We start from the raw sequence: 24028 nt of genomic DNA on the forward strand, positions 1-24028 counted from the left end.
TTTAGGGGATAGGGGCTAAAGTCCAAACACAGCCTCAGCCAGCCCAACTTCGTCGGGTGAGTAAGGCAGGGTATATTTTACCCCCATTTCATCAAACTTTTTGCCGGTTGATTTGCCTATGGCCACTACCTTTTGGTATGGGTCAAGCAGGTTATCAACAAAATAAGCCTCAACATTTGATGGGCTGGTGAATACCAGTACATCGGCTCCGCTGGCTTCTACATCTTCTTCCAGTACGGTTTCATATACCGGCAAATCAATGATCTTAGTATCGGCAGAAAGGCCCTGCTGGATGCTCCTCATCGGGCTTTCGGCACCGGGAAACAACACAATAGTACCATTGGCTATCTTAGCAAATTCTTTAGCTACATCGGCGGTATCAGTACTTTCGCCAACATAATTGGTAAAGTAGCCTTTGCGGCGCAGCATCTCTTCAGAACCGCTGCCCATAACCCCAAATTTTACCTTTTTAGGGAATTGCGGATTAAGCTGAAAGAAGTATTCAACCGCGTTTTTACTGGAGAAAAACACCCAGTCGATATTTTTTAAGATGTAAGAATCAAGCTTGGTAATTACCGGTACGGTACGGATAAGCGAGCGGGCCTCTATCTCGATGTTCCTGTTTTCCATTGCCTTTTTAAAGTAGCTTTGGTCAGAAAGTTCGCGCGAGATGAAAACCTTTGAAGGTAGTTTACGGTCTTTGGCAAACTTGGCCACTATTTTTGCGGCAAGGCCTTCGGTAGTTGGAGATTCAATAAACAACCTGTCGGGAAATTCATCACCCTCATCTGCCTTGGAGGTAAACACCTGGAACATGCCCTCATCACGGCGGCAATAACACCCTAATGGTAAGTGACAGCCGCCACCAAACATTTTCAGCACGGTTCTTTCTACAGCAAGCTCTTCGGCCACATCGGGGTGGTGCAAAGCCTGCAATACTTCAAAAACATCATGATTGGTTTCGCGGATCTGGATAGCAAGAGCACCCTGTGCAGGGGCCGGTATCAGTTCGGCAGGAGTTAACTCCTCTACATGAAATTCGCTCAAATCCAAACCTAAGCGGGTTACACCGGCCTTAGCCAGCATAATAGCATCATATTTTTCATCGCGAAGCTTACCTATACGGGTAGGCACGTTGCCGCGAAGATCTTCTATCTCCAGGTCAGGACGGTAGGCCAGCAATTGTGCCTTGCGCCTGTTTGATGAGGTACCTACAATAGCTCCGTATTTTACCGAAAGCTTCTGGTGTACGTCTACACAATCTTTCAAGATCAACAACAGTTCAGCCGGATCTTCCCGTTCTGAAACTGCTGCGATGATGAGTCCCGGAGGGTTTTCAGTTGGCAGGTCTTTGTGCGAGTGTACCGCAATATCAATTGTACCGGCCAATAATTCTTCTTCTAATTCCTTGGTGAAAAAACCTTTTCCTTCTAACTTATCAAAGCTCAGGTTTAGTATACGATCGCCCTGGGTTTTAATGATCTTTAACTCGGCGGTTACATTAATTGCAGCAAGGCTGTCTTTTACAAAATTTGCCTGCCATAGCGCCAATTCACTGCCGCGGGTTCCAATTATCAGTGTTCTGTCCAAAAGAATGAATGTTTTTACAGGTGCAAATTTAATTTTTTATAGCTATGATAAGGCACAAGATTTCCACCAATTATTTCTAATTGCAACAAAATGACCGTTATGCGTGGTTACGGGAAGATATGGTGTAATATTAGCCGATGTCGGGAAAGTTCAAACAATTATCTGAACCAGAATTTACCGGTTGAAACGGGCAGAACCTGTCGGCTTATATGTTTGCCGTACCAGTGGCATATCTTTTGGGTATAAAGTAAATTATAAAGCAAACAGCAGCAACCAGTTATTCATTTTATTCATTTTTATATTGGTAAAACATGAACCATATTCCTAATTATACGTAAAAAGGCTTTAGTATTATTTACTTTATTAGCTATAAAGCATGAATAATTTAAAAGTGACTTAAATATTTTATCTAATTGATAAATCTATATTGACATCACCTACCTTAAAGCCTTTGATCTGCAGTTAAATTAATGGAAAATAAAACGCCGGAGTTCCCCAGTCTTGTAGCCGAAGGGAAATTTATTACCCCAACTGCGTTAACACCCCAACGCAAGCCGGGGCAGGATACCATTCCCGCGGATAACTTATCAAAGTATTACGCCGGGCGAATGGATATTTTGCGCTTTGTGGCTATTTGTTCCATAGTTTGGGGCCATTCACTCTGCAGCTGGGCCGATAAAACCAAATACCAGGAAGATTACAGGATATTAACACTTATTGCCAACCAACTGGGGCGATTAGGAACCATTAACTTCTTCCTGATATCGGGCTATTTTCTGAGTAAGAAGATCAGCGGTTTTAGCCTTGTTGACTACCTGAAGTACAGGTTGCCTACCATTATACTTCCCTGGCTTATTTTTTTAATAGTACTGGCAGCTATACAGGTTTTAAATGTTTATTCATTTCATCAGATACTAACCGGAAACACCTTACAAATACTGAAATACACCTTACAGCTGCTTAACGGTTATATCTTCCATGCAGCGTATTGGTATATCCCGGTTTCTATATTATCTGCCTTGGTATTAATACTTTGCAAAAAGTATATTAATAAAATAGGCTTTGGTTTTATTTTATTGGGCTTTACGCTATTTTACAGTATAAACCTTTACTATAATTGGGTATCGGCCCTGCATACCAAGGCATTTTTGGGCTATGTATTTTTCTTGTGGCTTGGTGTTCAGCTGTATCAGCATAAGGAAAAATTCGAGCTTATCTTGAATAAAATACAATGGAAGGTACTGATACCCCTATTTTTACTGGCTTTTACCGTAGCTTGCTTTGAAGCCGAAATTTTAAGTAAGGAACACAGTAAAGACTCTTTTTCATCTATACGTATCACCAATTTAATAGTATGCCTGCTGTTTTTCCTGGCTGTTTTAAAGTCGAACAAACTAACAGTATTACGGCATTTAAATCCAAGGCAAAATGTATTTGGTATTTATTTGGTTCACTGTATAGTAATAGTTGAAACCATGCCCTTAGCTAACACCTTTATAGGGCAACATAATCTGATATCAAACCTGCCCGTTTTATTTTTGACACAAATTGCTTTTTTCCTAATTATTATGAGTGTCACTTTTGTCTCGGTGTGGGCAATTCATAGTTCGCCTATATCATTCATACTCGGGCGCTCGAAAAGCCGACTGGCAAAACAGCAAAATCCATAAAATTCAGGGCATTACAAATTCAGTTTGCCTTGCTAAACAGCCAAATAAAAAGCACTAACAGGATTTAAAAAGGGTTGGGATTACTACCTTAGTTTTCGTTGATCAATATATCCTTAGCCATAATCATGGGTACACTGATATATTTTTTCTCCATGTAGTTGATCACCTTTTCCAGTATCTCGCGCGATTGTTCATCAAGGCCCTGTACCTCATCGGCAAAAACTGAGTTGATGGCAGTATTGCGGATCTCCTTAATTTTTTCAGGTACCTGACGCATGGCCACTTCAATACGGCGCTGTTTTAACTGGGTTAAAAACTCGGCGATATTTTGCTCAATAATAGCTTCGGCGTGTACCAGTTCCTGGTAGCGCTCCTGCAGGTTGCGTTTAGCAACCTCATTAAGCGAATGTACTTCGATAAAATTAACCGGGAACTGCTCCAATACTTCAGGAGCGGTGTCATTAGGAATAGCCAGATCCACAATGGTTTTGCGGTTGGTTTCGCCGTTAAGCAGCGATTGGTATATTTCGGTAGTGATGATAGGCTCAACTGCCGATGTACAGGTAATGATTACATCAAAACCTTTGCTGTATGTTTTTAAAGCTTCCAGATCATAAGCCTTACCACCCAGATCAACGGCCAATTGCTGTGCCTTTGATAATGTACGATTAAAGACCGCGAAGTTGGTGAACTTATGTTTTTGAAGATACTTTGAAATATTACGGTTGGTTTCGCCTGCGCCAATGATCAGTACACGGGCATCGGTAGCACACAGGTTCAGATCTCTGAGCTTACGGTAAGCTAATGAAACTACCGAAATTGGATTTTTTGAAATATTAGTATGGGTATATACTTCTTTGGCTGTTTTAACAACACAATTCATGATCATGCGCAAACCATCGCCTGTAAGGCCGGCTTCGCGGCAATGCTCATAGGCTTTGCGCAGCTGGGCCAATATTTCCTTTTCGCCAACTATTAAACTCTCCAGTGAGCATGAGGTACGCAGCAAGTGAACCATAGCCTCCTGATCTTCATAAATAGAAACGCTATTCATAAAAATATCTAAAGACTCATCATGAAGTTCGGTATGGAATGCTTCTATAAATTTCCTTGCAAAATCTTTATCAACCACTTGCGGGGTGGTCATAACAAATTCAACACGGTTACATGTAGCCAGATAAAATATCTCTGGTATCCCAAATTGACTTTTAACTTGTTGAAGCTTATCTGACAGATTTTCGTGGCAAACAACCAATCTACCCAATTCCTTCAGTTCAATCTGTTTGTGTGTAAAAGCAATAACCTTTAAATACTTCAAAGCAGTTTTAAATTTGACCCAACAAAAATATCACTATAAATGACATCCTATGTCAATACTTTGTCATACAGGCGTATTTAGAATGGTTATAAATAGCTATGAAATTACGAAAAATGACTTGCCAACCATATTTAAACTGCGTAAAACAATACTTAGCAAAATATTGTATAGTATACAATGCGTTTTTTAAAAAACACAAGTCTTATTATTTTAATACTCGGGTATGCCTTAGCTGGTATCAACCATTTTATTAACCCGGTATCGTATCAGCGCATCATTCCAGCCTATTTTCCCTACCCTGTTGTTATTAATATACTTGCCGGCATATTTGAAATATTGTTTGCACTATTATTAATATCAGCACAAAGCCGGGGTTGGGCTGTTTACGGCATTATATTAATGTTGATAGCCTTTTTACCGGTACACATCAGCATGATAAGCAACGCGCCTTTAAAATCAGGTAACTTAATGATAACACCAGCTATTGCCTGGCTGCGCTTAGCTTTACAACCTGTACTGATGGTTTGGGTTTGGTGGCATCATAAAGCTTAACATTTAAATATTACATTATTAAAAATATGGATCTGCAAAGTGTTGAAATGCGTAACCTGGAAGTTCAGGATTACCAGGAGCTAAAAAAATCAATGAAATCGGCCTATATGGATATGGACGAGGATTATTGGGACGCTAATTCTATCAAAAAGCTCATTAAGCTTTTTCCAGAGGGGCAGATCTGTATCACCGTTAATGATGTGGTGGTAGGCTGTGCCCTGGCTATCATTGTTGACTATCAAAAATATGGTGATAACCACACTTACAAACAAATAACAGGCGACAGCACCTTTAAAACCCACAACGATAAGGGCGATGTTTTATACGGTATAGATATTTTTATACACCCCAACTATCGGGGCCTTCGTTTGGCCCGTCGTTTATACGAGGCGCGTAAGGCCCTGTGCGAAAAACTAAACCTGAAAAGCATTATCGCCGGAGGCCGTATCCCGAATTATCAGAAATATCAGAACGACCTCACCCCTCGTCAATACATTGATAAGGTAAAATATAAGGAGATATATGACCCTACCCTCTCCTTTCAGCTGGCTAATGATTTTCACGTGCGCAAAGTACTGCGTAATTATTTGCCTGAGGATAGTCGATCAAAAGGTTTTGCTACGCTGATTGAGTGGAACAATGTGTATTACGAAGAAGTATCATCCGTTATTAATCACAAAACCGTGGTGCGTATTGGCCTGGTGCAATGGCAGATGCGTACCTACAGTAACATAAGCGAGCTAATGAAGCACGCCGAGTATTTTGTGGATGCGGTGAGCGATTACCAGTCGGACTTTATCCTATTTCCTGAGCTGTTCAACACGCCGCTCATGGCCGATTATAACCACCTGGACACGGCCAAGGCCATGCGCGAGCTGGCCAAGTATACCCAACCCATTATTGAGGAGTTTTCAAAACTGGCGGTATCATACAACGTGAATATTATAGCTGGGAGCATGCCAACCATTTTTGAGGATTCGCTATACAATGTATCGTACTTGTTTAAGCGCAATGGCAGCATGGAAGAAATTTATAAGATACACCCAACGCCGTCTGAAATCAGTTCCTGGGGTATCCGCGGTGGCGATGAACTGAAGGTGTTTGAAACCGATGCTGGTAAAATTGGCATCCTGATCTGTTACGATGTGGAGTTTCCTGAGCTATCACGCATACTTGCCAGCCAGGATATGCAGATATTATTTGTGCCCTTTTTAACTGATACCCAAAACGGCTACAACCGGGTTAAATTTTGCGCCCAGGCCCGCGCTGTGGAAAACGAATGCTATGTAGCCATTGCGGGTTGCGTAGGCAATTTGCCCAACGTGAATAACATGGGTATTAGCTATGCACAATCAGCGGTATTTACCCCGTCTGATTTTGGTTTCCCTACCAATGGCATCCAGTCTGAAGCTACACCCAACACCGAAATGATCGTTATTGCCGATGTTGACCTTTCATTGCTGGATGAGCTGCACGAATATGGTAGTGTACAAAACCTCAAAGACCGCAGGACGGATCTGTATAATATTACTTTTAATGGGAAGAAGGTATAGGTGAATTTCACTTAAATTGAATACATTGTCATTTCGACCATAGGGAGAAATTTTATACGCTATACACAGCACTCGTATAAGATCTCTCCTCGTACCTCGTTCGAGATGACATTTTTTTTATTTTCTTGACAATCAAAACACATCGAAACATTTCTATATATCAATACTAATATCTACCTTTGCAGCGGCAAGTCATCATTAAAATCTTGACTCGCCATAAACAATGGACAATAAAAAAATAGAAAAAATATCCCGTGCCCTCAGCGATGCCAACAGGATAGCTATTTTACAGCAATTCAAGAAAAAGAAAGACTGCCTTTACTGCGCGGAGGTGAACGACCTGCTTGATCTGACACAGCCATCCGTATCCCACCACTTAAAACAACTGGTAGATGCCGAGCTGCTGCTACCTCAAAAAGAAGGCCGTAACCTTAAATATGTACTTAACCAGCAAGTACTTGACGATTACATCACTTGTTTGAACGACTTGAAAGAATAGTTCTTTTCAAAAAAGAGAAAAAAAATTTCGCACTCATTTATATAGAAACATTTGAATATTTAAATACACGAATCAATGAAAAAATCTATTTATATCATGGCCCTCGGAGCCTTCGGCATCATCACTACCGAGTTTGGCGTTATCGGCATATTGCCCGCCTTAGTGAAGGATTTCCATATCACCATTGATACGGCTGGCTGGCTGCTAAGCGCCTTTGCCTTAACCGTAGCTCTGGCGGGGCCATTCACCAATATGCTTACGGCCAAAATGAACCGTAAAACCATCATGTGCCTGGTATTGGGCATATTTGTGCTCTCCAACCTGCTATCGGCAGTGGCACCTAACTTTACGGTGCTTATGATTGCCCGTATCTTACCCGCGTTTTTACACCCGGTATTCTGGGCGGTATCAATGACAGCCGCTTCCAAACAAGCCGGACCAAAAGATGCTCCCAAAGCTATTGCCATTGTAATGGCCGGTCTAAGTGTGGCTACCGTACTGGGCGTGCCCCTAACCACCTACATGGCCGATCTATTTAACTGGCGCGCATCATTCATCCTTTCTGCAGTGATTAACCTTTTGGCATTTGCCGCGCTGGCTATGTTTGTACCATCGATGCCTGCAAGCGAAGAGCAGGCAAGTTCAAAAAGTCAGCTAAAAATATTAAGCAGCGTGCAGTTGTGGATAAAGCTTTTAACAGCCACAATCATTCTTGCAGGCATGTTTGCCACCTACGGCTACCTGGCCGAGTTTTTAGATAAAGTATCGCATATGAACGGTGCGCAGATCAGCGTGATGCTATTGGTATTTGGCGGTACAGGCATATTAGGTAACTGGCTTACCGGTATAGCACTAAGTAAAAATGTGCAGCTTACTACCCGTGTGTTCCTGATCTCGTTAGTGGTAATGCACCTGCTGGCCTATAAATTTGGAGGCTTATTTATACCTATGGTTACCATTCTTTCGGTTTGGGGATTCATACATACCGGCGGTTTTTTGGTAGCCAACCTGCATGTTATCCATGGCATACATGGCAACGCGCTTGATTTTGTGAATGGCCTGTTGCCATCCTTTTTCAATGCGGGTATTACCCTGGGCAGTTTATTGGGTGGTTTTGTAATTGCCAAATACGGTATTCATGAGGTAATCTGGATGACCGTACCCTTGTTGTTACTGTCATTAGGCCTCAGTTTTGTTAAGATCAATGAAAAGCAGGAAGCCAAAGGAGCTACCGAAGAAGAACTCATTGAGGCAGATCCTGTTCAGGCGATAATTTGTGAATAATTATTTATAATTATGCTGTGCGAAGTCTTTGACTTCGTTCCATTATGCCGGTAGTATTCAGACTACCGGCTTTTTAATGTAGTATACTTTCCTCATAAAAACCGTAATTTCCGCCCTATGATCCGTAAAGAAAATTATACCCTGCCGGGCGCTAAGGGCCGGCCCATGCTTATTGATGTAACGTATGATGACGCGCTTAAAAACGCGCAGCTGGTTATCTTCGCGCATGGTTTTAAAGGGTTTAAAGACTGGGGCACACATCACCTCGTGGCCAATTATTTTGCACAAAATGGCTTTAGATACCTGAAGTTCAATTTTTCGCACAACGGCACTACACCTGATAATCCGCTTGATTTTGTCGACCTTACGGCCTTCAGTGATAATACATTTTCTATTGAGCTGGAAGATCTGGATACCATTATTGATTTTGCCTGCAGCGGTTCGGGCATGGCCGTGGCTAATGGTGTGTTTTTAATCGGTCATAGCATGGGTGGCGGCATCAGCATCATTAAATCGGCCGAAGACAGTCGCATTAAAAAGCTGGTCACCATGGCTTCTATATCCGGTTTCCGTAACCTGTGGCCAAAACAAAGCGAGATACAATGGCGGCTGCAGGGTATTATATATATGCACAATTCACGAACTAACCAGCAAATGCCAATCAAATCAACCCTGCTTGATGATCTGGACAGTCATCCCCTGCGCCTGGATATACCGCTGATGGCAGCAGCTGTAAAACAACCTTGGCTGCTTACTCATGGTGATGCCGACACTACCGTACCTGTAGCTCACGCGCAGGACTTGCATGAAGCACAACCCAATGCCGAATTTATAATATTCCCCGGAGCCGATCATACCTTCGGTGGTTCGCATCCTTACGCCGGTGATACGCTGCCAGCATCGTTAAAAGAATTTTGTGATAAAACCATTGCTTTTTTGCGGGCGTAAAAACAAAAGCGGCAACACTTTAATCAAGTGATGCCGCTTTTTATGTATCAATATATAGAGAAGCCCGAAAGGCTGTTGTTTTCTGTTGTTAATTACAGGTTAAAGGCGTAAGCTATTCTTAAACCAACAAAGTTGCTGGTGTTACCGTTAGTATAAAATTTGCTATTGCTTTCAAACCTTACACCGGCATCAATATAATTTTTACCACCTACGTTAAACAATACACCTACCTGCGGAGCATATACAAATGCTGCTGATTTAGTTGCACCCAAGTCTGATTTATTAGCTATAAATGAAGCACCTGCTTCGCCCTGTATGTAAAAGTTTTTAACCGGGAAGTATTTTAAGCCTGCTTTAACAGGTATTAACTGGATATCCGCAGCGTTGCTTACATTATTTGCATATATGTTGTTGAAGCCGGCATTCAAAGTAGCGTATAATTCGCGGTCAATGATCGGGAAGTCGGCTTGTACAGAACCACCAAAGTTCCAGCTATAAGCATCATTCAGTTTGCCGATAGGTAAACCTGATTCAATACCGGCGCTTAACCTGATACCTGATCCTAAATTGGTTGTTTTTGGAGTAACTGGTGTATTTATATCTTGTGCTTTAAGATTCAAAGAAATAGTTGATAACAATGAAAATATTAAAATGCTTAGTTTAATTGAGGTTTTCATGATCGTAGTAGTTTAGATTATATATGATAGTGATTAAGTTGTTCCTGAAAAAATTACCTGTAGATAATGGTTAAAATTTGATAGGTTTCCCAGTAGATCTGGAGAAGCCTTCCTTTCAATTCGTTTAAGTTTGCTTTTTTCATGACCGTTCTTTTTAATTGACATATCAAAGGTACTGCGGCCGGGGAGGCACATCAATCTCAATAAATCGGTTTTAACAACCAATTTTTCCTATTGACTGAAATCATCGTCAGGCAATGGTCATAACGGATATTTATGAAGGGAAACGGGTGAGAATTTACGCTCCGGCGTTCTTAAATTCAGATGGATTATGGCCCGCGAAACGTTTAAAAAAACGACTAAAATGCGAGCTGTTATCAAAGTTAAGGCGTTCAGCAATTTCCTTAATGCTTAGCGCCGACGATGATAACAGGTATTGAGCTTCCAGGTACATACGGTTATGGATAACGTGCAGCGCGTTCTGTCCCGTTTCGCCCTTTACTATCTCTGTTAAATATTTGGCAGATATATAAAGCTCATCGGCATATTCCTGTACCGTTTTCAGGGTTAGGAATTTTTCTTCAACCAGTTTTTTAAACTTATAAACCAGCTGATATTGTTTACTCAGATGACGGGTTGAATGCAGCAGACAGTTTTCGCAGGCCCTGTTCATTTCGTAAAGCAGATCGGCTAGCAGCAAGCGCAAAATTTGAAGGTGAAATGCACCCTGCTCCCGGCTTTCATCACTGATCTTTTCGTACAGTGCTTTTAGCGATGTTACCGCTTTTTGAGGCAAGCCGTAAATTGGCGGATAATCAGGGTTTACCTCCAACAGGTTATTCAGTATATTTTCCTTTAAAAAGTTATTGAGCAGAAACTCTTTTTTAAACAAAACCTGGTACAACAGCAGGTCGTCAGATGCATCCTCAAAAGAGGTAATATAAGCCGGCGATACCAGGTGAACCGAATTTGGATAAACCACAAATACAAAGTGCCCGATTGTTTTTTTACAGGAACCGCTGAGGCATAAAATAACCGAGTAATAATCTGTTTTAACCGGCAAGCCATGCTTTAAACCGCTTTCATTGTTCAATATGGCAAAATCATCCTGTTTCCAGCTATCGCTAACAACACCAAAATCAGAGTTGGCACTATTTGCGAACGCAATATGCCTTTTAAGTGTGGAAGGAATATCTAAAACAGTTATTTTATCACTCATATATCTCCGCAATTAATTACGGTATTAGCCAAAGATAATGGAATTTATGTTTTGGGAAGATGCTTCGGATTGAAACCAGGAAGTTCATTTTTAATTTGAGCGATGGTTAGGGGACACCTACGGAGTCTTTTGATAAATGCTTTAAGCTATAAACACGAGACTCCGCTGGAGTCGGGGAAAGTGTTATAGCTCCGGAGGAGCAACCTGTTTATAGAAGGTATACAGTTTTTAACGGCTCCGTAGGTGCCTCCTTCTTCTAAGAGTGATTTCCTTATGGCTCAAACATCAACCGCTCTGTTTTTAACCTTTTCTGAACATCGTGTTTATAATTGCGCCCAATGGGTAGTTCATGCCCGCCTATTTGAATACTGTACGAATAAAAAGAATCTATTTTGGCCAGGGCCACTATAAATGAACGGTGTATGCGTATAAACCGGTTTTCGGGCAGCATGGCTTCCAGCATGCTGATCTTTTGGCGGGTTGTATATTCATGTTCTTTCACTACCACTTTAACATAATCGCGCTGGCTTTCTATCCATAAAATATCTGCCACATTTACCTTTACCGTTTTACGCTCTACTTTCAGATATATAAACGTATCATGATCACCCAATAGTGGCTCATGTGTAATAAGCGGTTTTGTTCTGTTTTCGGTTAGCTGGTAAATTTTATCAACTGCCCGCAAAAAACGCTCGAATGAGATAGGTTTTAATAAATAGTCGACCGCGTTCAGCTCAAAGCCTTCCAGGGCATACTCGCTATAGGCGGTAGTGAAAATTACCTTAGGCGGATTTTTAAGACTCCTCAACAGGTCTGTCCCTTTTATACCCGGCATTTTAATATCCAGGAACATCAGGTCAACAGGTTTTTGTTGTAGCAACTGAAACGCCTGTATGGCATCCGCGCATTTGCCCACCAACTCCATCTGGTTAAATTGCAGCAAGTACTTTTCAAGTACCTCAATGGCCAGCGGTTCATCGTCAACTATTATGGTTCGGATCTTCATGCGGTTACCAGTTTAGTTTCGGGTTGCTTAATTACATTCAGATCCATATCCAGAACGATCAGGAATGTATCATCCTCATTCATGATCTTTAGTTTTGACGTGGCCGGATATAGCAATTCTAACCGCTTCATCACATTTTTCAACCCAATATGGCCAGGAACTGTCTGGTCGCTGTCGGGTTCCCTCTCAGGATTATTGTTAGCCACCTTCAATTTAAAATGATTACCGGTTACATTAATATCTATATTGATCCATACCTGACCTGTTTTTTCGCTGGTACCGTGTTTAAAGGCATTTTCAATGAAGGGCAATATAAGCAGCGGAGCAATCAGTTTATTGGTGAGATCACCTTTAATGGTGAAGTTAATATCAATGCGGTCTTCGTACCGTACCTTTTCCAGTTTTACGTATTGCTGCATCATGAATATTTCCCTTTCCAGGTGTACCTCATCGGCATTGCATTCATAAAGCATATAGCGTAATATATCTGAAAGGCCTAATATCAACTGCGGCGATTTTGGCGAACCATCCAAACTAAGGGCATACAGGTTGTTTAAGGTATTGAACAGAAAATGAGGATGTACCTGGGCTTTCAGGGCGCTTAGTTCGGCCTCAAGTGCGGCCTGTTTACGCTCGTACCACATTTTAAACAGCTTTATAGCCAGTACAAAACCAATAATAAGGTTAACACCTTTCAGGGCATTTACCATGCTTTGCTTATCTGCCAGTTGCACCAGGAATGGTTGACTGTTGAATTTAAGAATCTCAGGATTATCAACATTAAGCGCCTTTACAATGTGCGGATTTACAAATAATATAGCCACTGCACGGGTTAATAACAACGACACGATAACCAGCAACAGTAGCAGCAAACCAAACTTTAAATATTGCTTAACAAACAAATATTTCGGGATTACCCAATAGGCAATGGCGTAATAATAGACTATCTGAACCGGCATAAAGTATAAATTGTTATGCAGCGATACCCAGAAATTTGTTTGTACCGAATACAAAACCGCCACCAATATATATACCACTGCCCAAAATAACAGGTGCTGATACACCCTCGGTATTTTGATGTTTTGCAGCCGTATATCTAACCTGTTGTTCATAAAGCTAATTTACCTGATATAGGCCGAAAGATGTAAAACTTTTAGCTAAATGCGATAAACCGCATGCTTTTGTCGACATACAGCAATAAATCATTTCATAGGGCTTGTTATTTTTGACCAGTGCTGATCAGGGCGTATCGTTGCCCTTTTATCGCTCATTTATTGTTGAGTATCCTTCTCGTTTTTTAATGGTAGGCCACCAAACTAATTTGGCTCTTGAATTAAAAACAAAGATTATGAAAACGATAATAATAACAGCATTGATCCTGATAAGCGCTGTTTGCTGTCAGGCTCAGGACAAGTTACCGGCTGCTAATGGCTTTTGGGTGGTAGAAAGCAATATGAACCAACCCAAAACACAAACGATAAGGTTTTACAACGATGATGCAAAATTGCTATATACAGAAACTATCAACACCAAACTGAATTTAAGGCGAGAAAAAATAAAACTTGCTTTAAACCAGTTATGCAGCAAACTACAGGAAAATAAGGACTATTTAGATAACAAAAACCTTATTGCACTGGCATTTAACCTGAAACGATAACGACCTTTTTTAATTATACTTTGAACAAGGGTTGGCGCGAGGCCAGCCCTGTTCTGTTTTATAAGGTTTTATGCCTGTTCTTGCTCAACCCAATTACCGTCATCTTTGATGATGCCGATCAGTTCGTCGAGCGCGTTGGCGGCGCTGATGTTTTTCTTTACAGCTTCCTTACCGCGGTACAGGGTAATTTTATCGGTTCCCGAACCTACATAGCCATAGTCCGCATCAGCCATTTCACCAGGACCGTTTACAATGCAGCCCATGATGCCGATTTTCAGGCCTTTCAAGTGACTGGTACGGCTGCGGATCATCTGGGTAGTAACCATCAGATCAAACAGGGTACGGCCGCAACTTGGGCATGATATATATTCTGTTTTGGATATGCGCGAACGCGTAGCCTGCAAAATACCAAACGCGGTAGAGGTGACCACATTGGCGGGTAATTCAGGTGCATCTATCCAGATACCATCGCCAAAACCATCAACCAGCAAAGCACCCAGATCGGTAGAGGCATAAAGCTGAAGTTTGGTAACCAGTTGTGAGTTTTGAGTTTTGAGCGAATTTTCATCTTCTAACTCATTACTCATTACTCCGAACTCATAACTTCTTTTCACTATCACCGGTACTTCCAGCCCCAGTTCTTCCAGTTTAAAGAAGAAACTACGCTGATCGGCCATGCCATGTAAGGCAGTGGTTTCCAGTACCAGCACCAATGAGTTATCAAAAGGCAGGGAACCAAATTCGTCCGATTCTATATCCGAATGCTGTATCCTTACCAGGTTTAATTTTGATGAACGGTCTGCATCGGCGCTAATATATTCTGCCAGTGAAAATACCGGATGGCAATTGGTTTTATCAGCCAGTTTTTGCCAGGTGCTATAGTTATAAAGCTGTTTTAAGTTGCTCGGAAACGTGAACGATGGCAATGCATCGGCCAGGTAAACAAAATCAACCGATTGCTCGGCCATGTTGTATTTATCAAGCAAAGGCGAGTAGATATAACCTGCATCTTTCAGTACAGCCGGATCTTTCAGGTTTTTAGCTGAAAGGTCAACCACCACCCTCGGTACCATATGTCCGCCTATAAAAGCATTGGCTTCATAGGTATGGCGTTTTTTGTACTCGTAGGGGTTGTGTATTGTAAGTGCTGAGTTGTAAGTATTGAGTGTTGAATTTTCCGATCCGAAATTTTGACTTTCAACTTTTGAATTTTTACTTCTCTCCGTATATCGTTTCACCAGTTCAATCGCAACAGGAGCTTCCGCTTCTGGTTCTTCGGTGAGCGAAACGCGAACGGTATCACCCAAACCATCTTCCAACAGTGTACCAATACCCACGGCCGATTTGATGCGGCCATCTTCGCCATCACCGGCTTCGGTAACGCCAAGGTGCAGTGGGTAATTCATTCCCTCAGCCACCATCGTTTCTACCAATAACCGGTAAGCCTGAACCATTACCTGCGGATTGCTCGATTTCATGGAGATCACGAGGTTATAAAAGTTCAGTGTTTCGCACATCCGCATAAACTCCATAGCCGACTCCACCATGCCTTGCGGGGTATCACCATAACGGCTCATAATGCGATCGCTCAACGAGCCATGGTTAGTGCCTATGCGCATGGCTGTGCCATACTCTTTGCAAACCTTAACCAGTGGTGCAAACTTTTTGTAGATACGGTCGAGCTCGCCCTGGTATTCCAGGTCGGTATAATCTATCTGGTCAAATTTCTTTTTATCGGCGTAGTTGCCAGGGTTTACCCGTACTTTTTCAACAATGCGGGCGGCTACCTCGGCAGCGTTGGGTGTAAAATGTATGTCGGCTACCAGCGGTACATTATATCCGCGTTGGCGAAGTTGTTTCTTGATCTCGGCCAGGTTTTGAGCCTCTTTAATGCTGGGAGCGGTAATACGCACATATTCGCAACCAGCATCAACCATGCGGATAGATTGCTCTACTGTACCAATGGTATCCATGGTATCGGTAGTGGTCATGCTTTGTATGCGGATAGGGTTGTTAGCCCCCATGGGCACATCGCCAATAGTAACCTCGCGGGTAACAAAACGTGAGTATTCGGTTAGTGAATTACAATAACGGCCTTGCAGCAACTTTACAGCATCAGTATTCATGCCTGGATATGAATTAATAAGATGCAAAAATACGAAAGATGTTTGATGAGCGCATATGATTTGTTATGATAGCGTAATAAAGCTTCCGATGTAAAGCTATATTGATGAAACATGCTTTGCTAAAAGTTAATAAATTCATAAATTTGATTAATGGCCACTCAATTCATTACAAACAATAAAGGCGAAAAAACCGCCGTAATTATTCCAATTAGTGAGTATGAGGATTTGCTGCATCAGCACCATTTAAACCTCGAACTTACTGATGAATATAAATCGTTAATGGACTCCATGATTGATGAGGAAGATAACGATAAAGCTGAATATGTTTCCTTTAAGAAGATCAAAGACCGCTTTTTACCTAAATGACTTACGAGCTTATTTTCAGGGTTGAAGCTGAAAAAGATCTGGAAGATATTCAGGATTATTACAACAAAATATTACCCGCCATTACTGATAAATTCTTCATGGAATTTTTTGAAACCATGAAGTTCGTTGAAAACAGCCCGCAATTGTTTCAGGTAAGATACAGGGGTATAAGAATAGCTCCATTATATCGTTTCCCGTACGGTATTCACTATAAAGAATCTGGTAAAAAAATCATCATATACAGAGTACTTCATACCAAAAGATATTTTAAATAATCCCCTCTCAAAACAGCCTGTCTTTTATCACCAGCGTACCGGCCATCATATCATGCAGGCATTGCTGTTGTTTATTAAAAAAAGCCAGCAGGTAGCCTATAAAAACGGTTCCTACAGAAAATATCTTACACAGGTTGCGGCCAATGGCCTTACCAACAGTTATCCGGTCACCCTGCATATCTACCACTTTTATTTTGAGCATTTGCTTACCAAAGGTTGCCTGTTTGGCCGAACTTTCCATTATGATATGATAAATAATCTTGGCAAAGGGCACAATCCCCATGATGATGAATGAGGCCATTATCCGTGTTTCTTTATCGCGGATAAACAGCAATACCACCACAAAGGCAATAAGGATAAATACCCCAAAAAGTATAAACCAATCAAGCACAGAGGCCAGCAGGCGTTGGTCAAAGCTGCCAAAGTATTGCATGAGCAGGGCCGGTTTGGCAAAACCCAGCAATTCCCTTAGTTCGGCAATTTCATGAGCCTCTTTGTAATCGTCCATTTCGGGAGTCTTTACAAAGTCGGTAGGTTTAATGTGGAGGTCTTTTAGTTGTTCAAGGCTGAATGGACCCTGGGGTTTACCATCAATTACCAGTATGTAGGTTTGAGCCATTGATTGAAAGTTTATCTTACTGAGGGTGATGAAATTTACATTAAAAGATCGGTTTCTAAAAATGGGAGAATATCCTGAAAGATCCTAAAACAAGTTCAGGATGACGCGAGTATCAATCTCTCACCATCCTGAATTAAAAAATCCTGACAATCTCTAAATCCATTTAATCGTGGTTCAGACAATAACACAGCCTTTTACAAATATGGTTTCCACCAGTTGGAGTTGTAAGCGCTGCTTACTTCGGTAGGTTGGCCCGGTTTGGGCACAAACAGATCAATTTGTTTTTCCTGCGCCAGTACGGTTAAACGTTCAATAGGCTCATACCAGGCATGTGGTGCCAGGTTAAAGGTGCCATAGTGTATAGGCATCATGAGTTTACCCTTAAGGGCAAGGTGCGCATTCGATGCATGATCGGGGCCCATGTGTATGTCGGGCCAGTAGGTGCCGTAAGCGCCAATTTCAAGCATGGTTAAATCAAACGGACCAAACTCTTTACCAATTTCTGCAAAGCTTGGCGACCAGCCTGAATCGGCACCGAAATAAATATTATTTTTTGGCCCTTTAATCACGAACGATGCCCATAGGGTTTCGTTGCGGTGTGTTATGCCACGGCCAGAAAAATGTCTTGCCGGGGTTGAGGTTATTACTACATCGCCGCCAATTGTAACACTATTACCCCAATCCATCTCGTTGATAAAGCTGTCCTTAATGCCCCATTTATGCAGGTATTGCCCTACCCCAACCGAACAGTAAAACGGAATGCCCGAGCCTGCAAACTGTTTAATGGTGCTCTCATCAAAATGATCGTAATGATCATGCGATATGATGATGGCATCAAGCTTAGGCAGCTCGCTCAGTAAAAGCGGCGGTTTAAAAAATCGCTTAGGCCCAAAGTATTTACTGAATGATGCGCGATCGCCCCAAACCGGATCGGTCAGGATGCGTTTGCCATCAATTTCTATCAGAATGCTCGAATGGCCTATCCAGGTAATGCGGAGGCCTCCGGCAGGTGGTGTTTGATATATGGAAGCATCGGTTTTAAACGGCCCAAGTGTTTTTTGGGGCGTATTTTCAGCTTTGTTATTCATATACTCCTTTAAAATAGGGAGCATTTTATCAAAACCGGCCTCATCGGTAGGTATTACGTTTATATACTTTTTACCTAATTTTCTCGATCCTTCTAAACTCATATTAACAATAATAGTAATTACTGTTCAATAAGATATACCCCTTGTTTAAAAGTTACGGTAAACCTGGCACAACAGGCTTTATTGACGCTGCCATGATATTAGGTTCATGATCGGTCGACTATAAAGGAGGCAAATTTTAAAGAGATATGTCATCCCTGGGTATAAACAACTTTTACAGGGCAAAGCAATTTACAATTTTAAAAACTCTTGCAGCCTTATGGAGTTTGCACTATATAATCAAAAACACAATGGCAAAAAACGTTGCAGACCAATTGGTTGAAATGCTGGTGAACGCCGGCATAAAAAGGATATATGCCGTAACAGGCGATAGCTTAAACGAGGTTAATGATGCCGTAAGGCGCCAGGGCAGCATTCAGTGGGTACACGTAAGGCATGAAGAGGCCGGTGCCTACGCCGCCGGTGCCGAAGCACAACTTAACGGGCTTGCCTGCTGCGCGGGCAGCAGCGGCCCGGGCCATGTTCACCTCATCAACGGGTTGTATGACGCGCATCGTTCGGGCGCGCCGGTTATTGCCATTGCATCAACCATCCCCAGCTTTGAGTTTGGTACGGAATATTTTCAGGAAACCAACACCATAAAGCTTTTTGATGATTGCAGCTACTACAACCAGGTTGCTGCCACACCTCGCCAGTTGCCACGCATGTTGCAGGCAGGTATTCAAAGTGCCCTGCATCAGAAAGGAGTAGCCGTAATTGGTTTGCCGGGTGATATTACCAGCCTTGATGCCGTTGAGATCAACACATCGGTTCAAAATTTTAATCCCATCCCGGTTATCAAGCCTGCTGATGACGACCTGCAGCGGTTAGCAGGCCTGGTTAACCAACACCATAAAATAACCATCTTTTGCGGAATAGGTGCTGCCGAAGCACATGACGAGGTGGTGGCATTATCGCAAAAACTGCATGCAACGGTAGCTTATTCGTTCCGCGCCAAAATGGATATCCAATATAATAATCCGAATGAAGTAGGCATGACCGGATTGCTGGGTTTGCCTTCGGCCTACCACAGTATGCATGAAAGCGACCTGCTCATATTATTGGGCACCGATTTCCCATACACCCCTTTTATGCCTACCGACTGTAAAATTGTACAGGTTGATATCAAACCAGAGCGCATAGGCAGGCGGGCAAAGGTAGATGTTGGCCTTTGCGGCACCATTAAGGATACGCTTGCGGCCCTGCTTCCACTTATTATCCAAAAACAGGATGATAGTTTTTTGAAAGCACAACTTAAGGTTTATGCAGATGTAAAAAATAAAATGCAAACCTATGTTGACGACCAGGGCAGCCAGGATAAGATTCACCCAGAATACGTTGCCAGCATTTTAAACAAACACGCTGCCAATGATGCCATATTTACCGTTGATACGGGTATGTCATGCGTGTGGGGCTCGCGATATATTCATGCTACCGGGAAACGTAAAATGATAGGCTCCTTTAATCACGGCTCAATGGCTAATGCCATGCCGCAGGCTATTGGCGCTGCTTTAGCGCGGCCAGGTCAGCAGGTTATTGCACTTTGCGGTGATGGTGGCTTATCTATGCTGCTGGGCGATCTGGCAACTATTGTTCAGTACAAACTACCTGTTAAGGTTATCGTTTTCAACAACCGCTCGTTAGGGATGGTAAAACTGGAAATGGAGGTTGCAGGCCTGCCCGACTGGCAAACCGATATGTACAATCCGGATTTTGCTTTGGTTGCCCAGGCCATGGGGATAAAAGGCATTACCGCCAAACGCCCCGAAGATGTTGAACAGGCCATTACCGAAGCCCTCGCTTTTGACGGCCCTGCCCTGGTAAACGTATTTACCGACCCCAATGCCCTGGCCATGCCGCCAAAAATTGAGTTTGAACAGGTTAAGGGAATGGCCGTATCCATGACCAAGCTCATGCTTAATGGCCACATGGATGAGGTACTGGATACCGTAAAAGCTAACTACAAGCATTTAAAGGATTTGTTGTAAAGGTATAAACAAGCGCATCGTTGGGGTACGAAGCAAAAGTCTTCCCCATTTGGAAATAATAACCCATAAAAAGATATCTCTTGGAAATTCTCAGGCGTATAGTTGACTCACCCGGTCTACGCTTCGCTGGACCGCCCTCTCTTCAGCTTCGCTGTAAAGAAGGCTTAGAAAAAGAAAAAGTAAAACAAAAGAAAATCCCTCTTTCCGCCGCAGGCGAAGAGAGGGGTGACAAGCGTAGCGATGTCGGGGTGAGTCTGATTTTCAACTTTTAAAGAAATCCTTCTAATCCTTTAATCCTAAAAATCACGGTTCAGACGAAAACCTTTTTTACTCCCCTTCAGGGAAATCTGCACCGGTGGTGGTTTCTTCCCAGGTGTCGAAATCTGCTTTAAGTTCCTGCAATTTAAGGCGGGCACCGTTTAGGGCGGCTTTACCTAATAACAGGCGCAACGGCGGATGCTCTGCCTCTACCGCTTTTATAATAGCCTCGGCCGCGCGTTCCGGATCGCCGGGCTGTTTGCCGCTGTAACCCCTGATGGCCTCTTTATTGGCTCCTGCTGTTTCTTTATAATCGGCAATAACAATTTTACTGTTATTGGCCGACCGCCCAGCCCAATCTGTACGGAAACCACTTGGGGCTATAACAGTCACCTTGATACCTAAACTGGCAGTTTCTTTTGCCAGTGATTCTGAATAACCATCAACAGCATATTTAGTAGCGTTATAAAATCCTACTCCGGGGAAGGATCTTAACCCACCAATGGAGCTTATGTTCAGGATATGACCGCTATGCTGGGCACGCGCACCTCCTTGGTCATGTTGGCCAAACCCCAAAAGTTGATCTCGAACATACGGCGTACTTCATCCTCCTCACTTTCTTCAATGGCACCAAAGTAACCGATGCCTGCGTTGTTTACCAGTACATCAATTAGCCCGAATTTTTGCTTAACTGCTGCTACTGCTGCCTTAACTTCATCCGTTTTGGTTACATCAAGCTTTAGTGCAATGGCGGTGTCAGGGTAATCGGCAATAATGTCTTTTACATCATCGGTATTACGCGCCGCCACACCCGCTTTATAACCCAATTTTAAAACAAGTTTTGCCAGCTGACGGCCAAAGCCGGTTGAGCAACCTGTTATTAACCATACTTTCTTATTCATGATAGTGTTGTTGTTTAATATGTAAATTAACAGATAGGCGATAAATTGTTTGTCAGCAAAGCTTCATTGTTACATAGCTTAGTTGTTACAATTAGAATCTCCCCCGTGATTGTCATCCTTCATGTCATGACAACGTACATGGCAACTTAAGAAGTTTTAAAAACCGCTTAAGCATTCAACGGCGCTATTCTACAACTTGTAAATCCAGAAACAGATCCTTCTTTTATCAGGATGACAAGATAAAAAATTGATAAAACAAAAAACCCGGCGTTAACCGGGTTCTTGTTTTATTTTTTCCAAACGTTATTGTCGGGATTATAATCTGGTAATACTTTGTCGGGATCATACGTAACCGATTCAATCTCTTCGGTTGATGGATACTTAAATGTCCATGAGCCATAGCGTTCCCAAATTTCAACCGGCAGATTAACGCGAGTTGTGTTACCACTTTTGGTTTTCACTTCCAGTATAACCGGCATAGCCATTTTACCCAGGTTATCCAAGGTTATCAGCGCGCCTTTTGAGGCATCGCCATCAACATAGGTAACATTGCTCACAGCAACATCCAGACGCCAGTTGTTCACAAACCAGCCTCTCCAAAACCATTGTAAGCTTTCGCCAGCAGCATTTTCCATAGTGCGGAAAAAATCGTCAGGTGTAGGGTGTTTAAATGCCCATCTGTTAATATAAGTTTTAAAGGCGAAATCAAAACGCTCAGGGCCTAATATCTGTTCGCGCAGCAATACTAAACCGGCACTTGGTTTTGAGTAAAGCAGGGTTCCGGTATTTCTTTCTTTAAGGTTGTTTGGCTGGCTCATTACAGGCTCCAGTTCGGGCCTGGTAAAAGTTTCGCCAATACGGTGCATATCAATAGCATGGGTGTTTTTATACTCGCCATTGTTAAAGTTGGCGGTTGAAAGCGTATTGATAAAAGTATTAAAACCTTCATCCATCCAGCCGTATAAACGTTCGTTTGAACCTACGATCATCGGAAACCAGGTATGGCCAAACTCATGATCGTTCACACCCCATAAACCGTTCTTTTTGGCTTTGTATCCGCAGAAAACTATTCCCGGATATTCCATTCCACCTACTATACCGGCAACAGCGGTTGCGGCAGGGTAAGGAAACTCGAACCATTTTTCTGAATTATATTCGATAGATTTTTTAACGTACTCGGTTGAACGGCCCCAGGCATCATTGCCATCACTTTCTTCCGGGTAGGCCGATATAGCCATTGATTTTTTACCGCTTGGCAGATCCATTTTAGCGGCATCCACAATAAAGGCCGCTGATGAAGCCCATGAAGCGTCGCGGGCATTCTTGATTTTAAAGTGCCAGGTAAGTTCGGTTTTACCAGCCGGGCGCGATTTAGGGTCTTTGATCTCATTCGCTGTACGGATCATTACCGTTTTTTCGCTTTCAGCTGCTGCCGCCCAGCGTTTTTGCTGCTCAGGAGTATAAACTTCCTGTGGGTTCAACAACTCGCCCGATGCTACCACGATGTGATTAGCAGGTGCGGTGATGCTAAGGTCAAAATCGCCATATTCCAGGTAAAACTCACCCGGGCCGGTGTAAGGTATGGTATTCCACCCCATTACATCATCATATACGCACATGCGCGGGTACCACTGAGCTATGGTATAAATTTTTCCGTTTTTGGTTTGCAGATAGCCTGTACGGTCAGATCCATAATTTGGCGGAATAAATGAGTACTCAATTTTCAGTTTTACCTGACCACCGTTAGCAGTTACCTCTTTAGGTAAAAATATCTGCATGCGGGTATCATTGATCAGGAATTTTGCATCAGTAAATTCGCCTTTAAGACCTGCGTATTTTACTGATTTTATTTTGTAGCCAGCGTCAAATGCTTCGCCTCTGCCCCAGTTGCGGCTGCCGGTTGGCGGCACAATGGCTGTACCGCGCGAATCAAGCTTGAAAAGGTTTTGCTCCAGGTTCATCCATAAAAAACCCAGGTTTTGCGGACTATTATTGGTATAAGTTAAAACTTCAGATCCTGTAATTTCATTGGTTTGATCATTCAACCTGGCAGCCAATTGGTAATCGGCCCGGTTTTGCCAATATTTTGGGCCGGGCTCGCCGCTTGCCGCGCGGTATTCGGTTCCGTTTTTGGTATAAAACAAGGGCCCGAAGGTTTCATGATAATTGTAATCAGAAGCGGACTGGTTAGCCGGGGCCGCTTGCTGCGCATCACCTACACTAACCGCCAACATAAAGGCCATGCTGAAACCGGCCATCAGTTTTAAATTCATTTCAATCGTTTTTGTATATATGCGGCAAGTATACCATAAAAAAACTTTTGAATGTTCAGGT

General features: G+C 42.5%; 22 protein-coding genes. 10 read left to right on the forward strand and 12 right to left on the reverse strand.

Annotated features, from left to right (window positions below; translation table 11 throughout):
• Window positions 1-15 precede the first annotated feature (15 nt).
• Entirely contained in the window at window positions 16-1590 is a 1575-nt protein-coding gene (gene hemC / locus QWZ01_RS16015; RefSeq protein WP_290324941.1) for a hydroxymethylbilane synthase, read from the reverse strand.
• 470 nt (window positions 1591-2060) lie between these two features.
• On the opposite strand from hemC, the gene QWZ01_RS16020 reads away from it, so the two are divergent.
• Entirely contained in the window at window positions 2061-3260 is a 1200-nt protein-coding gene (locus QWZ01_RS16020; RefSeq protein WP_290324943.1) for an acyltransferase family protein, read from the forward strand.
• A gap of 88 nt (window positions 3261-3348) precedes the next feature.
• Here QWZ01_RS16020 and hemA read toward each other — a convergent pair whose 3' ends face one another.
• Window positions 3349-4578: a glutamyl-tRNA reductase gene (hemA, locus tag QWZ01_RS16025; protein WP_290324946.1), complete on the reverse strand. Its 1230-nt coding sequence runs from the start codon at window positions 4576-4578 to the stop codon at window positions 3349-3351.
• Window positions 4579-4755: 177 nt separating this feature from the next.
• On the opposite strand from hemA, the gene QWZ01_RS16030 reads away from it, so the two are divergent.
• From QWZ01_RS16030 to QWZ01_RS16050, 5 genes are all read left to right on the forward strand, one after another.
• The gene (locus tag QWZ01_RS16030) at window positions 4756-5130 is read left to right on the forward strand and encodes a DoxX family protein (RefSeq protein WP_290324947.1); all 375 of its coding nucleotides are present in this window, start codon (window positions 4756-4758) and stop codon (window positions 5128-5130) included.
• Window positions 5131-5156: 26 nt separating this feature from the next.
• A complete protein-coding gene (locus QWZ01_RS16035) occupies window positions 5157-6683 on the forward strand; it encodes a carbon-nitrogen hydrolase family protein (protein WP_290324949.1) in 1527 nt (508 codons plus the stop codon).
• Between the two features lie 223 nt (window positions 6684-6906).
• Window positions 6907-7182: an ArsR/SmtB family transcription factor gene (locus QWZ01_RS16040; RefSeq protein ID WP_290324951.1), complete on the forward strand. Its 276-nt coding sequence runs from the start codon at window positions 6907-6909 to the stop codon at window positions 7180-7182.
• A 75-nt stretch (window positions 7183-7257) separates the two neighbouring features.
• Complete coding sequence (locus QWZ01_RS16045; RefSeq protein WP_290324953.1) at window positions 7258-8466, forward strand: MFS transporter; 1209 nt, start codon at window positions 7258-7260, stop codon at window positions 8464-8466.
• Window positions 8467-8583: 117 nt separating this feature from the next.
• Window positions 8584-9414, forward strand: a complete 831-nt coding sequence (locus QWZ01_RS16050; RefSeq protein ID WP_290324955.1) for an alpha/beta hydrolase family protein — start codon at window positions 8584-8586, stop codon at window positions 9412-9414.
• Between the two features lie 92 nt (window positions 9415-9506).
• Here QWZ01_RS16050 and QWZ01_RS16055 read toward each other — a convergent pair whose 3' ends face one another.
• The 4 genes from QWZ01_RS16055 to QWZ01_RS16070 all read right to left on the reverse strand — a co-directional run bounded on the left by QWZ01_RS16055 (window position 9507) and on the right by QWZ01_RS16070 (window position 13428).
• Window positions 9507-10091: a hypothetical protein gene (locus tag QWZ01_RS16055; protein WP_290324957.1), complete on the reverse strand. Its 585-nt coding sequence runs from the start codon at window positions 10089-10091 to the stop codon at window positions 9507-9509.
• A 298-nt stretch (window positions 10092-10389) separates the two neighbouring features.
• A complete protein-coding gene (locus tag QWZ01_RS16060) occupies window positions 10390-11310 on the reverse strand; it encodes a helix-turn-helix domain-containing protein (RefSeq protein WP_290324958.1) in 921 nt (306 codons plus the stop codon).
• Window positions 11311-11581: 271 nt separating this feature from the next.
• Window positions 11582-12316 (reverse strand): LytR/AlgR family response regulator transcription factor, encoded by a 735-nt coding sequence (locus QWZ01_RS16065; RefSeq protein ID WP_290324959.1) that lies wholly within the window; start codon window positions 12314-12316, stop codon window positions 11582-11584.
• Window positions 12313-13428: a sensor histidine kinase gene (locus QWZ01_RS16070; protein ID WP_290324960.1), complete on the reverse strand. Its 1116-nt coding sequence runs from the start codon at window positions 13426-13428 to the stop codon at window positions 12313-12315. The genes QWZ01_RS16065 and QWZ01_RS16070 overlap by 4 nt, the downstream gene beginning before the upstream one ends.
• A 236-nt stretch (window positions 13429-13664) precedes the next feature.
• On the opposite strand from QWZ01_RS16070, the gene QWZ01_RS16075 reads away from it, so the two are divergent.
• On the forward strand, window positions 13665-13973 hold the full coding sequence (locus tag QWZ01_RS16075) for a hypothetical protein (RefSeq protein WP_290324961.1): 309 nt from the start codon (window positions 13665-13667) through the stop codon (window positions 13971-13973).
• Window positions 13974-14041: 68 nt separating this feature from the next.
• Here QWZ01_RS16075 and ispG read toward each other — a convergent pair whose 3' ends face one another.
• On the reverse strand, window positions 14042-16099 hold the full coding sequence (gene ispG / locus QWZ01_RS16080) for a (E)-4-hydroxy-3-methylbut-2-enyl-diphosphate synthase (protein ID WP_290324962.1): 2058 nt from the start codon (window positions 16097-16099) through the stop codon (window positions 14042-14044).
• A 150-nt stretch (window positions 16100-16249) separates the two neighbouring features.
• Between ispG and QWZ01_RS16085 the strand changes: the two genes are divergently transcribed.
• A complete protein-coding gene (locus tag QWZ01_RS16085) occupies window positions 16250-16465 on the forward strand; it encodes a hypothetical protein (RefSeq protein ID WP_290324963.1) in 216 nt (71 codons plus the stop codon).
• Window positions 16462-16740, forward strand: a complete 279-nt coding sequence (locus QWZ01_RS16090) for a type II toxin-antitoxin system RelE/ParE family toxin (protein ID WP_290324964.1) — start codon at window positions 16462-16464, stop codon at window positions 16738-16740. Before QWZ01_RS16085 ends, QWZ01_RS16090 begins: the two co-directional genes overlap by 4 nt.
• Before the next feature lie 7 nt (window positions 16741-16747).
• Here QWZ01_RS16090 and QWZ01_RS16095 read toward each other — a convergent pair whose 3' ends face one another.
• Together QWZ01_RS16095 and QWZ01_RS16100 are read right to left on the reverse strand one after the other, a co-directional pair.
• The gene (locus QWZ01_RS16095; protein WP_290324965.1) at window positions 16748-17359 is read right to left on the reverse strand and encodes an RDD family protein; all 612 of its coding nucleotides are present in this window, start codon (window positions 17357-17359) and stop codon (window positions 16748-16750) included.
• Between the two features lie 194 nt (window positions 17360-17553).
• Entirely contained in the window at window positions 17554-18549 is a 996-nt protein-coding gene (locus QWZ01_RS16100; protein ID WP_290324966.1) for an MBL fold metallo-hydrolase, read from the reverse strand.
• A gap of 248 nt (window positions 18550-18797) precedes the next feature.
• Here QWZ01_RS16100 and QWZ01_RS16105 point away from each other — a divergent pair, with 248 nt between their 5' ends.
• Window positions 18798-20534 carry a thiamine pyrophosphate-dependent enzyme gene (locus QWZ01_RS16105; protein WP_290324967.1) on the forward strand — a complete coding sequence of 579 codons (1737 nt, stop codon included), beginning with the start codon at window positions 18798-18800 and terminating at the stop codon, window positions 20532-20534.
• A gap of 327 nt (window positions 20535-20861) precedes the next feature.
• Here the strand turns inward: QWZ01_RS16105 and QWZ01_RS16110 are convergent, their stop codons facing one another.
• The 3 genes from QWZ01_RS16110 to QWZ01_RS16120 form a co-directional block, all read right to left on the reverse strand.
• Window positions 20862-21368, reverse strand: coding sequence for an SDR family NAD(P)-dependent oxidoreductase (locus QWZ01_RS16110; RefSeq protein WP_290324968.1), 507 nt, complete (start codon window positions 21366-21368; stop codon window positions 20862-20864).
• Complete coding sequence (locus QWZ01_RS16115) at window positions 21308-21694, reverse strand: SDR family NAD(P)-dependent oxidoreductase (protein WP_290324969.1); 387 nt, start codon at window positions 21692-21694, stop codon at window positions 21308-21310. The genes QWZ01_RS16110 and QWZ01_RS16115 overlap by 61 nt, the downstream gene beginning before the upstream one ends.
• A gap of 287 nt (window positions 21695-21981) precedes the next feature.
• The gene (locus QWZ01_RS16120) at window positions 21982-23967 is read right to left on the reverse strand and encodes a M1 family metallopeptidase (protein WP_290324970.1); all 1986 of its coding nucleotides are present in this window, start codon (window positions 23965-23967) and stop codon (window positions 21982-21984) included.
• Between the last annotated feature and the right edge of the window lie 61 nt (window positions 23968-24028).

Source organism: Mucilaginibacter aquaedulcis (assembly GCF_030409325.1).
In the GTDB taxonomy this organism is placed as follows: Bacteria; Bacteroidota; Bacteroidia; order Sphingobacteriales; family Sphingobacteriaceae; genus Mucilaginibacter; species Mucilaginibacter aquaedulcis.